We start from the raw sequence: 18,018 nt of genomic DNA, 5'->3' as shown, positions 1-18,018 counted from the left end.
ATGGACAGCCACGACGACCAGAAAAACAAGCTCCGGGAGACGCTGCTCCGATCGCTCCGCGAGGTGGAGCGCCTGCGCGGCACCATCACGAAGCTCGAAGCGGCGTCGCGCGAGCCGCTCGCCATCGTGGGGCTCGGGCTGCGTTTGCCCGGGGGGATCGTCGATATCGACGGGTTGTGGCGGTTTCTGACCGAGGGCGAAGGCGCGGTCTCGCGGGTCCCGCGGGATCGCTGGGATGCCGATGCCTTTTATGACCCCGATCCGGATGTCGACGGCAAGAGCTACGTGCGTGATGCGGCGTTTCTCGAGAACGTCGACCTGTTCGACGCGGCCCTCTTCGGGATCAGCCCGCGCGAGGCCAGGACCATCGATCCGCGCCATCGGTTGCTGCTCGAAGCGACGTGGAATGCGCTGGAGGACGCAGGGCTCGTCCCGTCCGAGCTGCGGGAGACGCGGACGGGCGTCTTCGTCGGGATCGGCCCGGGCGAATACGACCGATTGCCGAACGAGAGTCCGGAGGCCGGCGCGCACGTGCTCACGGGGACCCAGCCCGCGTTCGCGGCCGGGCGTATCGCCTTCACGTTCGGCCTGCAAGGCCCTGCGCTCTCCGTGGACACGGCGTGCTCGTCGTCGCTCGTCGCATTGCACCTCGCCTGCCAGGCGCTCCGGCGGCGGGAATGCAATTTCGCGATCGCGGCCGGCGCGCAGGTGATGGTGGGGCCCGAGGCGTTCATTCTCTTGTCGCGCACGCGCGCGCTCGCGTCCGATGGGCGCTCGAAGACGTTTTCGGCCGCCGCCGATGGGTACGGACGCGGCGAGGGCGTCGTCGTCCTCGTCCTCGAACGCCTGGAAGACGCGCTTTCGCAGGGCAGGACGGTGCTCGCCGTGATTCGCGGCAGCGCCGTGAACCATGACGGCGAGAGCAGCGGCATCACGGCGCCCAATGGCACGTCGCAGCAGCAGGTGCTGCGCGCCGCGCTCGAGGACGCCGCGCTCGCGCCGACGGACGTGGACTTCGTCGAATGCCACGGCACGGGCACGTCGCTCGGGGATCCGATCGAGGTGCACGCGCTCTCCGCGGTGTATGCCCCGGGAAGGAGCGCGGAGAGGCCGCTCCTGCTCGGCGCGATCAAGACCCAGATCGGGCACCTGGAGGCGGCCTCGGGCCTCGCGGGCGTGGCCAAGATGATTGCGTCGTTGCGGCGCGGCGCGCTCCCGCCGACGCTCCACACGACGCCGCGCAATCCGCATATCGATTGGGCCGGCCTCCCGGTCCACGTCGTCGATTCCCTTTCCCCATGGCCACGGCACGAAGAGGGCCGCAAGCGCAGGGCGGGGGTTTCGGCGTTCGGCCTGAGCGGGACGAATGCGCACGTCCTTCTGGAGGAGGCGCCTCCTCCCGCGGCGCCGGCCGAGGTCCGGCCTTCGCCCGAGCGCACGTCGTGGCAGCCGATGCTCGTCTCCGGCAACACGCCCCAGGCCCTGCGCGCGCAGGCCGAGCGATTGCGCGTGTACCTCGAACAACGCCCCGATCTCGATCTCGTGGACGTGGCCCATTCCCTTTCGACCGGCCGCACGCATTTCGATCATCGTGCGGCGCTCCTCGTCGATGCGCGCGGCAGCCTGCTCGATGCGCTGTCGGCGGTGGCGGAGGGGCGGGCTGCGTCGACGGCGGTGATCGATCACCGGCGTCGCGGAGGAAAGCTGGCCTTGCTCTTCACGGGGCAGGGGAGCCAGTACGTCGGAATGGGAAGGGCGCTTTACGAGACGTATCCCGTGTTTCGTGAAGCCTTCGATGCCACGTGCGCAAAGCTCGACGGGTTTCTCGATCGGCCTCTCGCCGCGCTCGTGTTCGCCGAGAAAACCCCGGAGACGTCCGCGCTCCTCGAACGAACGCAATACACCCAGCCCGCGCTCTTCGCGCTGGAAGTCTCGCTCTTCCGGCTGCTTTCGTCCTGGGGGATCGAGCCCGATGTCTTGATGGGCCATTCGATCGGGGAGCTCGCCGCGGCCCACGTCGCCGGGGTGCTGAACCTCGAGGATGCCTGCAAGCTCGTCGCCGCCCGCGGGAAGCTGATGGGGTCGGGGCCGGAGGGCGGCGCCATGGTCGCGGTGCAGGCGTCCGAGGAGGAGATTCGCCCGCTCATCACCACGCTCGAAGGCAAGGTGGACATCGCCGCGCTGAATGGCCCGCGCTCCACGGTCATCGCAGGCGACGAAGATGCGGTGCTCGCCGTGGCGGCCGAGCTCGCGACGCGCGGGCGCAAGACGACACGCCTCTCCGTCTCGCATGCGTTCCATTCGCCGCGCATGGACGGGATCCTCGCGGCATATCGCCGCGTGGTGGACGGCGTCGCCCTCGGGAGCCCGCGCATTCCGATTGTTTCCACCGTGACCGGGAAGCGCGTGAGCGCCGAGGAGCTCCGCGCGCCGGAGTACTGGGTGCGTCAGATCCGGAGCGCGGTGCGTTTTCTCGACGGGATCCAGAGCCTCGAGGCCGAAGGCGTCGCGCATTGCCTCGAGCTTGGCCCCGAGGGCGTGCTCTCCGCCGCCGGCCCGGCTTGTTTGTCGGAGGAGAGCGAAGGCAAGATCAAGTTTTTCCCGGCGCTCCGCAAGGAGGCCGAAGGCACGCGAACACTCGTGACGGCGCTCGCGGGTCTCCACGTGCGCGGCGTGAACGTCGATTGGAGGCGATTCTTCGAGACCTCCGGCGGCCGGCGCGTCCCGCTCCCGACCTATGCGTTCCAGCGCGAGCGCCATTGGCTCGAGCCCGCGCGTCGCCCCTCCTCGGCCCGCGCGACGCCCGCGGGGCGATATGCGCTCGCCGGGGAGCGGCTCGAGCTCCCGGACGGCTCGTTCCTCCACAGGGTCGAGATTGGGCCGGGCGTCCAGCCTTATCTCGCCGACCACGTCGTGTATGGCCGTATCGTCGTCGCGGGGGCCGTCCACGTGTCCATTCTGCTCGCCGTCGCCGCGTCGTACTGGCCAGGGCAGCCCATCGAGCTCGGGCAGATCCAATTCTTGACGCCGGTTTCGTTCGGTGACGCGCAGGATCACGTCATCCTGCACGTTCACCTCGTCCCTCGGTCCGGCGACGGCGCGGGATATTCCGCCGCGCTCACGACGAGGAGCGGCGATTCGTGGACGACCCACGCCACGGCGACGCTCGGCCCCGCAGCGCCCGGTGCGCTTTTGCACCTCGGGCCTGTCGAGCCTCCCATGTTCGAGGCCTCCGAGATGGGACGGGCGCACGTCGACGTGCTCCGTTCCATCGAGCTCGAATGGGGCCCTCGGTGGTGGTGGCTCCACGGCGTCTTGCGACCCCGTACGCGGACCACGCTCGGGCGATTGGCGCCGCCCGAAGGGGTCTCCGCCTTTGATGCCCCCGTGCCAGGCCCGCTCATCGACAATGCTTTCGGGCTCGAGTTGTGGAGCGGCGATACCGGCGCGAACGGTGACGCCGTCCCTCGTTTGCCCGAGGGCAGCGACGTCCCCCGATTGCCATTCGCCGTCGAGCGGCTGGTCTGGTCTGGAAGGCCCATCCAGGCCGCCTTGGCGGAGCATTCCTTGCGCGAGGGCGCGGACCCTCGAAGTGATACGAGCCGGTCGGATCTCGCATTCTGGGACGCCGAGGGCGAGCCCATCGCGCAGATCGAGGGTTTTACCACGCGCCGCGCGCCCGCGGACCGGTTCCTCGGCTCTCCGGCGAATGCCGGCCTCTTCGCCGTGACGTGGGTCGAGCCCGCTCCGAGCGCTCCACGGCACCCGCTCGCCGCGGCGCTGCTCGGGAAGGATTGCGGCGACATCGCGGCGGCGCTCGAACAGGCCGGCGTGCGCGTGGAGCGCCATGCGGACGTCGATGCCTTGCGCGCGGCGCTCGATCAGGGCCGTGACATCCCCGAGCTGCTCGTGCTCGCCGCCTTATCGAGCGGAGAGCCGGTGGACGTGGCCCGCGAGGCGCACGCTGCGACCGAGGAGGCGCTCGCCTGGCTGAAAGCGTACCTTGGCGACGGCCGATGCTCGCATCGTCGCATCGTCGTGCTCACCCGGCGCGCCATTGCGACGCGGACCGGCGAGGACGTCGAGGACCTCGCGCACGCTCCGGTATGGGGGCTCGTCCGCGCGGCGCAGGCGGAGTTTCCCGAGCGAGCGATGTTTCTGGTCGATGTCGACGACGCCGCGTCTCTCGCGGCGTTGCCCGGCGCATTGACGAGCGACGAACCCCAAATGGCCTTGCGGAACGGGGCAGGGCGCGTGCCCCGGCTCGCGAAGATGGACGCGACGGGGAAATCCGGGAACACTCCGTTCGATCGGGAGGGGACCGTCCTCGTCACCGGCGGCACGGGCGCGCTGGGCGCGCATCTCGCGCGTCACCTCGTGGCGAAGCATGGCGTGCGTCACCTTTTGCTCGTCTCGCGGCAGGGCGGCGATGCGCCCTCCGCGCCGGCGCTGCTCGCCGAGCTACGGGAGGCGGGCGCGGACGTCCGGCTCGCCGCGTGCGACGTCGCCGATCGCGACGCGCTCGGCGTTTTGCTCCGCACGATCCCGGCCGAACATCCGCTCACCGCCGTGATCCATGCGGCCGGCACGCTCGACGACGGCGTCTTGATGACGCTCGACCCGGAGCGCGTGCGCCGCGTGCTCCGACCCAAGATCGACGCCGCGTGGGCCCTCCACGAGCTGACGCAGCATTGCAATCTCTCCGCGTTCGTCCTTTTCTCGTCCCTGAGCGGCGTGCTGGGGAATGCGGGGCAAGCCAATTATTCGGCGGCCAATACATTCCTCGACGCGCTCGTCGGCCGGCGGCGGGCGCGGGGACAAACGGGCGTATCGCTCGCGTGGGGCCCGTGGGCGGAGGGCGGCATGGCGGCGCATCTATCGGATGCGCTTCGATCACGGCTTTCCCATTCTGGGCTCTTCCCCCTGTCGGCAGAGCAGGGGACCGCGCTCTTCGACGCGGTGCTCGGCGTCGACGACGCCCTCGTGGCGCCCATCCGACTCGATACCGCGGCGCTCGATCGCAGCGGGGAGAGCGTGCCCGTGATGCTCCGAGGGCGCGGTCGCGCCCGATCCTCACGCGCCACGGCCGAAAAGACGTCGACCGCGCCGGCCATCCTGCAGCGGTTGTCGTCGTTGCCGGTGGCCGATCGGATCCCCGCGCTTCTGGATCTCGTGCGCGAGGAGGCGGCGGCCGTCCTCGGGGGCAAGCCCGAGGCGCTCGAAGCGGATCGGCCGCTCTCGGAACTCGGGCTCGATTCGCTCTTGGCGATCGAGCTGCGCAATCGCCTGGGAAAAACCACGGCCTCGCGTCTGCCGGCTACGCTCCTCTTCGATCACCCCACGCCCATCGCGCTCGCCCGATACCTCGAAGCACAGGTCCTCTCGCGCGCGGGCGCGGCGCAGGCGACGTCGTCCGTGCAGCCGAAAGCCTCCGTGACCGACGCATCGGACGCCATCGCGATCGTGGCCATGAGCTGCCGGTTCCCGGGCGGCGTGGAGTCGCCCGAGGAGCTCTGGGCGCTGCTCGAGACCGGTACGGACGCGATCAGCGGTTTTCCCACGGATCGCGGCTGGGATCTCGATTCGCTTTACGATCCGGACCCCGACGCGCGCGGAAAAACCTACGTGCGCGAGGGGGGATTCTTGCGCGGTGCGGCGGACTTCGACGCCGAGTTTTTCGGCATCACGCCACGCGAGGCGCTGGCCATCGATCCGCAGCAACGGCTGCTCCTCGAAACCACCTGGGAGGCGTTCGAGCAGGCGGGGATCGAGCCCGCGTCCCTCCAGGGGAGCGCGACGGGGGTCTTCGTCGGCGTGATGTACAACGATTATGGTGCGCGCCTCCCGGAGGCGCCCGCCGCGCTCGAAGGATACGTCGCGATCGGGAGCGCGCCGAGCATCGCTTCCGGCCGTATCGCCTACACGTTCGGCCTGGAGGGCCCGGCCGTCACGGTCGACACGGCGTGCAGCTCGTCGCTCGTCGCCGTTCACCTCGCGTGCCAGGCCTTGCGCAACGGCGAATGCGATCTGGCGCTCGCGGGGGGCGTCACGACGATGGCGACGCCCGCGAGCTTCATCGAATTCAGCCGGCAGCGCGGCCTCGCGAAGGACGGGCGTTGCAAATCGTTCTCGGCGAAGGCGGACGGGGCGGCGTGGTCGGAGGGGGCGGGCCTTCTCCTGCTCGAGCGCCTCGCGGATGCACGTCGCAAAGGTCACCGGATCCTCGCGGTGGTGCGCGGGTCGGCGCTCAACCAGGACGGGAAGAGCCAGGGCATCACGGCGCCCAACGGGCCCGCGCAGGAGCGGGTGATCAAGCAGGCGCTCGCGAGCGCGGGGCTCTCATTTGCGGACGTCGACGCCGTCGAGGCGCACGGGACCGGCACGACGCTCGGCGACCCCATCGAGGCGCAGGCGCTCCTCGCCACGTACGGCTCCGGGCACACCGCGGACGCGCCCCTCTGGCTCGGCAGCATCAAATCGAATTTCGGGCACACGCAGGCGGCGGCGGGCGTGGCGGGCATCATGAAAATGGTCCTCGGGATGCAGCGGGGCGTCCTGCCGAAGACGCTCCACGCGGACGAACCATCGCCGCACGTGGATTGGTCGTCGGGCTCGATTCGATTGCTGCGCGACGCCGCGGCGTGGGAACGCAGGAGGGGCCCGCGCCGCGCGGGAATCTCGTCGTTCGGCATCAGCGGGACGAACGCCCACGTGATCCTCGAAGAGGCGCCCGAGCCCTCACCCGGCGCGGCGGAGCGCGCGTCGCCGATGCCTTCCTGGCTGCCGTTCGTCGTGTCCGCCAAGACGCCGGACGTCTTGCGTCGCCAGGCGGAGCGGCTGCGGGGGTACGTCCTGTCAAACCCGTCGATCCAGGGGCTCGACGTCGCATCGTCCCTGCTGACGAGCCGGACGCACTTCGAGCACCGGGCCGCGGTGATCGCGAAGGACACGGGCGCGCTCGTGGGAGGGCTCTCGGCCATTGCGCGCGGCGAGCACGGTCCAGGCGTCGTGGTCGATCGGCAACGACGGGCCGGCAAGCTCGCGTTCCTGTACACGGGGCAGGGCAGCCAGCACGCGCGGATGGGCAAGGAGCTCTACGCGACCTACCCCGTCTTCCGCGAGGCGTTCGAGCGCGCGTGCGCGGGGTTCGATGGGCACCTCGAAGCGCGGCTCGTCGATGTCGTGTTCGCGGTCGAGGGGACCACGGGCGAGGCTTTGCTCGGGCACACGCGATATGCGCAGCCGGCGCTGTTTGCCCTGGAATACGCGCTCACGAAGCTCGTCGAGTCGTTCGGCGTCCGGCCGGATTTCCTTTGTGGTCATTCGATCGGCGAGCTCGTGGCCGCGCACATCGGCGGCGTGATGAGCCTCGAGGATGCCTGCACCGTCGTCGCGGCGCGGGGCCGGCTCATGGGAGAGCTGCCGGAGGGCGGCGCCATGGTCGCGGTCGAGGCGAGCGAGGCGGACGTGGCCGCGCTCGTCGGAGAGCACGGCGCGAAGCTCGATATCGCAGCGATCAATGGCCCCGCGTCGACCGTGATCTCCGGCGACGAGGAGGCCGTGCTCGCCGTGGCCGAGCGGATCCGGGCGCGAGGTCGCAAGGTTTCGAGGCTCGCCGTCTCGCACGCGTTCCACTCTCCTCGCATGGACGGCATGCTGGAGGCGTTCCGTCGCGTGGTCGAGGGCGTGAAGCTCGCGCCTCCCCGGATCCCCATCGTCTCGAACGTGACGGGCAAACGCGCGACGGCCGAGGAGCTCTGTACCGCAGCGTACTGGGTTCGTCAGGTACGCCGCGCCGTCCGGTGGCGCGACGGCATGCAATGCCTCGAAGCGGAGGGCGTGGACACGTTCTTCGAGCTCGGGCCCCAGGGCGTGCTGACGGGCCTCGGGCCTGCTTGCCTCGCCGATGACGATCGAAACGAACGCGCGTTCCTGCCGGCGCTCCGCAAGAACGCCTCCGAGGCGGAGACGTTCGTGACCGCGCTCGCGCGGCTCCACACGCGAGGTTTTTCCGTCGATGCGAGCGCGTTCTTCGCGCCGCACGGCGGGCGCCGCGTCCCGCTGCCGACCTATGGCTTCTCGCGCCGGCGCTACTGGCTCGACGCCCCGAAGCGCTCGCGCGCCGCCATGGCGTCCGCCGGCCTCGCCGACGCGACGCACCCGCTCCTGCAGGCGTCCGTCGCCGTCGCCGCGACGGACGAGCACGTGTTCACCGGAAGGCTCTCGCCGTCCGCGCACCCCTGGCTCGCGCGGCACGTCGTCTTCGGGACGAACCTCTTGCCGGGCGCCGCGCTCGTCGAGCTCGCGTTGTTCGCCGCGCAACACGTGGGGCTCGCCGAGGTCGAGACGTTGACGATCCAGGCTCCGATGGTGATCCCCGACGCCGGGGCGCTCCATCTCCAGCTCGTGGTGGGCGCGCAGGGAGACGCGGGGACGCGCTCGCTCACGGTCCATTCGAGGCTCGAGGGCGCGCCGGCGGACGCCCCGTGGACCCTCCATGCCACGGGCACCCTCGCGCCGGGCGAAGGGAAGGCGCCGTCAGGCCTGCATGACTGGCCGCCCCCGGGCGCCGAGCCGATCGACATCGGTGGTCTGTACGAACGGCTCGCCGACGTGGGGCTCGGCTACGATGGGGAGTTCCGTGGGCTTTGCGCGGCTTTCCGGCGCGGCTCGGAGCTCTTCGCCGAGGTCGAGCTGCCGGAGGGGAGCGCCGAGGGAGGCGGATCGTTCGGGATTCACCCGGCGCTCCTCGACGCGGCCCTGCACGTCGCGACGCTGGAGACCGCCGTCGATGCAGACAAGATCCCGCTCCCCTTCTCCTGGGAAAGGGTCTCGCTGCACGCGACGGGGGCCACTCGATTGCGTGTGCGGCTTTCGCGTCGCGAGGGGAGTGATGCGGCGTCGTTCCACATCACCGACGAACGCGGCGAGCCGGTCGCCACCATTGGAAGCCTGCATGCACGACCGGCCTCCGCGGCGCAGATCCGGGACGCGGTCGCGCCTCACCGCTCCTCGCTTCATCGCGTGGAGTGGAGGCCGCTCGACACGCCCGAGGCGCGACCCCCGTCGGGGCGCCTCGTGCTCCTCGGGCCCACCGATCCCGGCCTCGACCGCGTGCTGCGCGAGGCGGGATGGAGCGTCGAGACGCACGCGGGCATCGACGCGCTGAAGGCGGCTCTCGACGGAGGGGCCCCGGTCCCCGACCTCCTCGTCGTGGCGCCGCGGCCCGAACGCGGGACGAACGGCGATCTGGCCGCGGATCTCCGGGACGCGACGCACCGGATGGTCGCGCTCGTGCAAGCGTGGCTCGGCGACGCGCGAGGGTCGGCCACGAAGCTCGTGATGGTCACCCAGCGCGCCGTCGCCACGCGATCGGACGAGGGCGCCGTCGATCTGCTGCATGCCCCGCTCGTCGGCCTCTTGCGCTCGCTCCAGGCCGAAGCCCCGGAGCGCCGCGTGAGCCTCGTCGACCTCGACGAGCACGCCGCATCCCTCGAGGCGTTGCCGCTCGCGCTCGCGAGCGACGAAGGGCAGATCGCGATCCGTGGCGGCCGCGCCGTCGTCCCCCGCCTCGCGCGTGTCCCGGCCGCGAGCGGGCCAGCGACGTTCGCCTTGGATCCCGACAAGACCGTGCTCATCACGGGAGGCACGGGCGCGCTCGGCGCCCTCGTCGCGCGGCACCTCGTCGCCCGATACGGCGCCCGCCATCTGCTGCTCGTTTCAAGAAGCGGCGGCGCGGCGCCGGGCGCGGAGGCACTCGCGAACGAGCTGCGCGCCGCGGGTGCGACGGTCACCTTCGCCGCGTGCGACGTGGGAGATGGCGAGGCGCTCGAACGCCTCCTCGCCACGATCCCCGAGGCATTCCCTCTGAACGCCGTTTTTCATACGGCGGGCGTGCTCGACGACGGGTTGTTCCCGGCGCTCGACGCCGCGCGGATCGACCGTGTGTTCCGGCCCAAGGTGGACGCCGCGCTCGCGCTGCATGCGTTGACGCAGGGGCGCGAGCTCTCCGCGTTCGTCCTGTTCTCGTCGCTCGCCGGGGTGCTGGGCAACGCAGGGCAGGCGAGCTACGCGGCGGCGAACGCGCTGCTCGATGCGCTCGCGAGTCACAGGCAGGCCGCGGGGCAGCGAGCCCTGTCGCTCGCATGGGGCCCCTGGGCGGAGGAAGGCATGGCGGCGCGTCTTTCGGACGCAGACCGGGCGCGGCTCGCGCGTCACGGCCTGCTCTCGTTCTCGACGGGTGAGGGGCTCGCCGCGCTCGACGCCGCGCTCTTGGGCGTGGACGCTTGTGTCGTCCCCGTTCGGCTCGACCTCGGCGCCCTCGCGAGCCGGCCCGAGGCCCTGCCCGCCATGCTCCGAGGGCTCGTCCGTGCCGCGCCTCGGCGGGTGCCCGAGGCCACGAGCGCTTCGGCCGACCTCCTGAAGGATCGGCTCTCGTCCCTCTCCGAGGCCGAGCAAACCCGCGCGCTCCTCGAGCTCGTCCGCAAGGAGGTCTCGACGGTCATGGGGCGGCAGGCCTCCGCGATCGAGCCCGATCGCCCGCTGCAAGAGCTGGGGCTCGATTCGTTGATGGCCCTCGACCTGCGCAATCGCCTCGGCGCTGCGACGGCCTTGCGCCTGCCGGCGACCCTGCTCTTCGATCAACCGACGCCGGCCGCCATCGCGCGATGGCTCCGCGCCGAGATCGTCCCTGCCAAACGAGCCCCCGCGTCGCTCGGCGCGGCGCTCGACACGCTCGAGGCCTTGATCGCCGGGATCCCGGCCGGGGACGACGTCACCTGGGGGAACGTCGATCGCAGGCTTCGGGCTCTTCTTTCCAAGGGGCGCGCCTCCGACGCACGCGCCCCCGAGGCCTTGGCACCCAAGGACCTCGAAGCGGCGTCGAACGATGAGCTCTTCGGCATCCTCGACCGCGAGCTCGAAGACATGGGGTTTGGTTGATGAGCGAGGAGCAGAAACTTCGGGCCTATCTCGAGCGGCTCACCACGGCCTTCCGGCAGACGCGCGAGCGCCTCACGGAGGTCGAGGAGCGGTGGCACGAGCCCATCGCGATCGTCGGAATGAGCTGCCGGTACCCGGGCGGCGTGTCTTCGCCCGAGGAGCTCTGGGACCTCGTCGACGCGGGCAAGGACGCGATCGGCGGCTTCCCTGAGAACCGCGGCTGGGACCTCGAAACGCTCTTCGATCCGGACCCGGACGCGCGCGGCAAGAGCTACGTGCGCGAGGGCGGCTTCTTGCACGACGCGGATCGGTTCGACGCCGAGGTCTTCGGCGTGAGCCCCCGCGAGGCCGCGGCGATCGACCCGCAGCAACGCTTGCTGCTCGAAGCATCGTGGGAGGCGATCGAGCACGCGCGGATCGATCCGGCGTCGCTCCTCGGCAGCCCCACGGGTGTCTTCGTGGGCATCATGTACAGCGATTATGGCGCGGCCCTGATGCGCTCGGGCGACGACGAGCTCGAAGGACACGTGGGCCTCGGCAGCGCGCCCAGCGTCGCTTCCGGCCGCGTGGCGTATGCGCTCGGGCTCGAGGGCCCGGCGATCACGATCGACACCGCGTGCAGCTCGTCGCTCGCCGCGATCCACCTGGCGTGCCAGGCGCTCCGTGCGGGCGAGTGCACGCTCGCCCTCGCCGGCGGCGTCACCGTGATGGCGACGCCGATGAGCTTCATCGAGTTCAGCCGGCAGCGCGGCCTCGCGAAGGACGGCCGGTGCAAGGCCTTTTCGGCGAACGCGGACGGGGTCGGGTGGGCGGAGGGCGTGGGGCTCCTCTTGCTCGAACGGCTGTCGGACGCGCGTCGTCACGGGCGCACCATCCTCGGGGTCGTGCGCGGATCGGCGCTGAACCAGGACGGCAAGAGCCAGGGGCTCACCGCGCCGAACGGCCCTGCCCAGGAGCGGGTGATCAAGCAAGCGCTCGCGAGCGCGAGGCTGTCGGCCGACGACGTCGACGCGGTCGAGGCGCACGGGACCGGGACGACGCTCGGCGATCCGATCGAGGCGCGCGCGCTCCTTTCCACGTACGGCGCGGGCCGTTCGGCGGAGCACCCGCTCTGGCTCGGAGGCATCAAGTCGAACATCGGCCACACGCAGGCCGCGGCGGGGGTCGCCGGGGTCATCAAGATGGTCCTCGCGATGCAGCACGGGCGATTGCCGAGGACGCTGCACGCGGAGGCGCCGTCGCCGTACGTGGATTGGTCCGAGAGCCGGATCCGGCTGCTCCAGGACGCCGTCCCGTGGCCGTCGCGGAGCCGTCCCCGGCGCGCGGGCGTGTCGTCGTTCGGGATCAGCGGGACGAACGCACACGTGATCTTGGAGGGAGCGCCGAGCGAGGAGCCCCGCGCGGCGCGGGCGTCGAGCGCCGCGGCGCCGCGATGGCTCCCCTTTGTTTTGTCCGGAAAAACCGCGGCGGCCCTGCATGCGCAAGCCAGCCGTCTTCACCAGCACCTCGCCGCGCGCCCGGAGGTGGAGCTCGCGGACGTGGCGTGCGCGCTCGGGACGACACGAAAACATTTCGAGCACCGGGCCGTGCTCGTCGCCGCGCAGCACGGCGCGCTGCTCGACGCGCTCGCGGCGCTCGGGCAGGGCGAACGCGCGGCGCTCTCCGTGGTCGACCAGCGCCATCGGGCGGGCAAGCTCGCGGTGCTGTTCACGGGGCAGGGCAGCCAGCTCCCGCAGAGCGGACGGGAGCTCTACGAGACGGTGCCCGTTTTTCGAGACGCACTCGACGCCTCGTTTGCCTGCTTCGACGCGCTGCTCGATCGACCCCTCCGGGACGTGCTCTTCGCGCGCGAGGACACCCCCGAAGCGAGCCTCCTTCACGAAACTCGATACACCCAGCCGGCGCTGTTTGCCCTGGAGGTCGCGCTCTACCGGCTGTTCGAATCGTTCGGCGTCACGCCCGACGTCCTCGCGGGGCATTCGATCGGCGAGCTTGCTGCGGCGCACGTCGCGGGCGTCCTGTCGCTCGAAGACGCTTGCAAGGTCGTCGCCGCGCGTGGACGGCTGATGCAAGAGCTGCCCCCCGGTGGGGCGATGGTCTCCTTGCAGGCGACCGAGGAGGAGGCGAGCGGCTGGCTCGCCGGTCACGCAGGGCGCGCGGAGATCGCGGCCCTCAATGGGCGAGAGGCCATCGTCGTCGCGGGCGACGAGGACGCCGTGCTCGCGGTCGCCGACGAGGCACGACGGCTCGGGCGCAAGACGGCGCGGCTCTCCGTCTCGCATGCGTTCCACTCGCCGCGCATGGACGCGATGCTGGACGCCTTCCGGCGGGTCGTATCGTCCGTCTCGTTGCATCCGCCCCGTATCCCGATCGTATCGAACACGACGGGCAAACTCGCGACAGCGGAGGAGCTCTGCACGGCGGAATACTGGGTTCGTCACGTACGGCGCGCGGTGCGCTGGCACGACGGCATGCGGAGCCTCGCGGCGGACGGCGTCGGCACGTATCTGGAGCTTGGTCCGCAAGGGGTGCTGAGTGGCCTCGGACCGCTCTGCCTGACCGAGGAAGAGGGGCCTGACGCGGCCTTCGTCCCGGCGCTGCGCAAGAACGTCCCCGACGAGCCATCCGTCGCGCTCGCGCTCGGCGCGCTCCATGCGCGCGGCATCGCCGTCGACTGGAAGGCTTTCTTCACGGCGCTCGGTGCGCAAAGCGCGGAGGTGCCCACGTACGCCTTCCAGCGCGAGCGCTTCTGGATCGAAGCCCCGCAACGCGAACGAGAACGGCCCGCGGAAAGCGCGCTTCGTTATCGGGTCGGCTGGAAGCCCATCGAGCTCCCCATCCCCGAGGCCCGCTCCATCGACGGTACGTGGCTGCTCGTCCGCGGCAGCGGGCAAACGGCCCTCTGCGCCGCGACCGAGACGGCGCTCACGGAGCGTGGCGCGCGCGTCGTCTCCGTTCTCCTGGGCGAGAACGAGGACGATCGAGCGGGTATCGCTTCGAGGCTGCGTGAAGCCCTCGCGGACGGCACCTCGCCGCGGGGAATCGTTTTGCTCCTCGACGAGGACGAACCCGCGCAGGGCGGCGGGGGCGCGTACGTTCGTGCGGCGGCGCGGACGCTCGCCCTGCTTCAGGCGCTCGGCGACGTCGGCCTCGGCGCGCCGCTCTGGGTCGTGACGAGCGGCGCCGTGAGCGTCGGCCCGTCCGATCCTTTGCAGCGCCTGCATCTCTCGCTTTGCTGGGGCCTCGGCCGCGTGGCGGCGCTCGAGCATCCCGAGCGATGGGGGGGGCTCGTCGACGTCGCGGCGCCCCTCGACGAACGAGCACGCGCGCGGCTCTGCGCGGCGCTCGCTGGGCTCGGCGCGGAGGATCAGCTCGCGGTGCGGCCGAGCGGCCTGTACGTGCGCCGCCTCGCGCGCGCCCCCGAGCCGACGACCGCGGCGCGTGGTCCCTTCCAGCCGAAAGGGACGATCCTGATCACCGGGGGCACGGGCGCGCTCGGCGGCGCCGTCGCTCGGTGGCTGGCCGGGAACGGCGCCGAGCACCTCGTGCTCGTCAGCCGTCGTGGGCGCGAGGCGCCGGGGGCCGAGGCGCTCGAAGCCGCGCTCGTCGCGCTCGGCGCCCGTGTGACCCTCGCCGCCTGCGACATGGCCGATCGCGACGCGGTGCGCGCGCTCGTCGAGGGGTTTGTCACGGCGGGGCAGCCGATTCGCGCCGTCTTTCACGCCGCGGGCGTCGTTCATCAAACGGCCCTCGATTCCATGGGCGCCGCCGAGCTCGCCGAGGTGCTCGCGAGCAAGGCGGCCGGGGCTTTGCACCTCGCCGAGCTCCTGTCCGCGGAGCCGCTCGACGCGTTCGTCGCGTTTTCCTCGATCGCCGGCGTGTGGGGGAGCGGGGGCCAGGGAGCGTATGCCGCGGCCAACACGTTCCTCGACGCGCTGATCGAGCAAAGGCGCGCGCGTGGTTTGTCCGGGACGTCCATTGCCTGGGGACCCTGGGCGGGGGGCGGCATGGCGGGGGCCACCGCCGAGCAAGAGCGCCTTCGAAGCCGGGGGCTGCGAGCGATCGCGCCGCCCGTCGCGATCGCGGCCCTCGGGCAGGTGCTTCGCGGCGACGAGGTGACCGTCACCCTCGCCGACGTGGATTGGTCGCGCCTCCTGCCCGCCTTCTCCGCGGTGCGCGCGCAGCCGTTCTTCGACGATCTGGTCGAGGCGCGCGCAGCCCTCGGTGACGGCCCGGCGGCCGGGACCCACGAGCCCCCCCTTCTTTCGGAGCTCCGCCCGCTCGCCGAGCCCGAGCGGCTCCGGCGCCTCGTCCGGCTCGTGATGGCCGAGACCGCGCGGGTCCTCAAGTTCGCGGATGCCTCGCGCATCGATGAACATGCGGGCTTCATGGAGATCGGCCTGGATTCGCTCCTGGCGGTCGAGCTCCGCCAGGCGCTCCAGCGCGTGATCGGGACCGCCTTGCCGGCGACGCTGGCGTTTGATCATCCAACCCCCGCGCGTGTCGCGCGGTTCTTGCTGGAGCGCCTCGCCCCTGCGCTCGGACGAACGAGCGACGCGCTCGTGGATCGACCGCGCGTGCAGCCGGCCAGGGCGGAGCTCGACGAGCCGCTCGCCATCGTCGGTATCGGGCTGCAGCTCCCGGGCGGGGTCGTCGACCTCGCGAGCTTCTTTCGATTCCTGTCGGCCGGCGGGGATGCCATCGGGCCGATTCCCGCGGATCGCTGGGACGCAGACGCGCATTACGATCCGGATCCGGACGCCGCGGGCAAGAGCTACGTTCGGGAGGGAGCGTTCCTCGATCGCGTGGACCTGTTCGACCCCGCGTTTTTCGGGATCAGCCCGCGCGAGGCGAAGAACATCGATCCGCAGCACCGGCTCCTGCTCCAGGCGGCGTGGCAGGCGCTCGAGGACGCAGGCATCGATCCGCGCGGGCTCGAGGACTCGCAGACCGGCGTCTTCATCGGCATCGGGCCGAGCGATTACGACCTCGTGCGCAGCTCGGCGTCATCGGCCGACGCGCATGTCGTCACGGGGACACACATGTCCTTCGCCGCCGGCCGGATCGCGTTCACGCTCGGGCTGCAGGGCCCGGCTTTGTCGCTGGACACGGCCTGCTCGTCGTCCCTGGTGGCGCTTCACCTCGCGTGCCAGTCCTTGCGTCGAAGAGAGTGCGATCTCGCGCTCGTGGGCGGCGTGCAGGTGATGGCCGCGCCCGACGCGTTCGTCCTCCTGTCCCGCACGCGGGCGGTCGCCGCGGATGGACGTTCGAAGACGTTCTCGGCGCGAGCGGATGGGTATGGGCGCGGCGAGGGTGTGGTCGTGCTGGCACTCGAACGCCTCGGGGACGCTCGGGCGGCGGGACGGACGATCCTCGCGGTGGTGCGCGGCAGCGCGGTGAACCACGACGGGGCGAGCAGCGGGATCACGGCGCCGAACGGGACCTCGCAACAGAAGGTGTTGCGGGCGGCGCTCGACGATGCCCGGATCGACCCGTCCGACATCGACTTCGTCGAATGCCACGGCACGGGCACGTCGCTCGGAGATCCGATCGAGGTGCAAGCCCTCTCCGCGGTGTATGGCCAGGGTAGGGGGCCGGAGCACCCGATCCTCGTCGGCGCGGTCAAGACGAACATCGGCCACCTCGAATCGGCCGCGGGCCTCTCGAGCGTGGCGAAGGTCCTCGCCTCCCTGCGTCACGAAGCGCTGCCGCCGACGCTGCACACGACCCCGCGCAACCCGCACATCGAATGGGATGCCCTCCCGGTCCGCGTGGTCGACACGCTCCTGCCCTGGCCGCGGTCCGAAGCGGGGCACGTCCGCCGCGCCGCCGTCTCGGCGTTCGGGCTCAGCGGGACGAACGCGCACGTCATTCTCGAGGAGGCGCCTGCCGAGGAATCACGCGTCTCGGCGGCCCCCGGGGCTCCGGCGCTGCGGTGGCTACCGTTCGTCGTCTCCGGAAAAACCCCGGACGCGCTGCGCGCGCAGGCAAAGCAGCTCTCCGCGCTCGTCGAAAACGAGACGGAAAACGAGCTCGTGGACCTCGCTTTTTCGCTGGCCACGACGAGGGCGCACCTCGACCGGCGGGCGGCCATCGTCGCGGAGGATCGATCCGCACTGCGCGACGCGCTGGTCGCGATGGCGCGGGGGGAAAACCCGCCGGGCGTCACGCTCGGAGAAGGTCGCGCGCGGGCCGAGCTCGCGATGCTGTTCACCGGACAGGGCAGCCAGCACCCGCGGATGGGGCGCGAGCTTTACGAGACGTACCCCGTCTTTCGCGAGGCCCTCGACGCCGCGTGCGCGCACTTCGACAAACTCCTCGACCGCCCGCTGATCGACGTCCTGTTCGCGCCGGAGGGCACGCCCGAGGCAGGCCTGCTCGATCACACGACCTACACGCAGCCGGCCCTGTTCGCGCTGGAAGTGGCGCTGCATCGGCTCGTCGCGTCCTTCGGCGTCACGCCGGACGTGCTCATGGGTCATTCGATCGGCGAGCTCGCCGCGGCCCATGTCGCGGGCGTCTTCACGCTCGAGCACGCCTGCGTCGTCGTCGCGGCGAGGGCGAAGCTCATGGGCGAGCTCCCCGAAGGCGGCGCGATGGTCGCGTTGCAGGCGAACGAGGAAGAGGCACGCGGCTGGCTCGCGCCGCACGCGGGGCGCGTGGACATCGCGGCGCTGAACGGCCCGGAGGCCACGGTCGTCGCCGGCGACGAGGATGCGGTCCTCGCCGTCGCCGAAATGGCACGTGCGCACGGGCGCAGGGCGACGCGGCTTTCGGTTTCGCATGCGTTCCACTCGCCGCGCATGGACGGGATGCTGGAGGCCTTCCGGCGTGTCGTGGAGGGTGTGACGCGCGAAACGCCTCGCATCCCGATCGTCTCGAACGTCACGGGCAAACGCGTGGCCGCAGAGGAGATCCGCTCGGCGGAGTACTGGGTCCGGCACGTGCGCAGCGCCGTTCGCTGGCACGACGGCATGCGTTGCCTGGCGGAGGAGGGGGTCCGGACGTACCTCGAGCTTGGCCCCCGAGGAACGCTGAGCGCGCTCGGACCGGCGTGCCTGTCCGGGGACGGCGTCG

2 protein-coding genes (1 of these 2 only partly in view) are annotated in these 18,018 nt (G+C 71.3%); both read left to right on the top strand.

What is annotated here, in order from left to right:
- Positions 1 to 10,941 (top strand): type I polyketide synthase, encoded by a 10,941-nt coding sequence (locus QHF84_RS00425; RefSeq protein ID WP_281311112.1) that lies wholly within the window; start codon positions 1 to 3, stop codon positions 10,939 to 10,941.
- Positions 10,941 to 18,018 carry the beginning of a type I polyketide synthase gene (locus tag QHF84_RS00420; protein WP_281311111.1) on the top strand. Its footprint extends 7,736 nt past the window's final position, so only the first 7,078 of its 14,814 coding nucleotides appear in the window; its start codon is at positions 10,941 to 10,943; the stop codon falls past the right edge of the window. The genes QHF84_RS00425 and QHF84_RS00420 overlap by 1 nt, the downstream gene beginning before the upstream one ends.

Source organism: Polyangium sp. y55x31 (assembly GCF_029946505.1).
Taxonomy (GTDB): Bacteria; Myxococcota_A; Polyangia; order Polyangiales; family Polyangiaceae; genus Polyangium.
The sequence above is the reverse complement of the archived record's forward strand: the minus strand, read 5'-3'. Positions and strand labels throughout refer to the sequence as shown.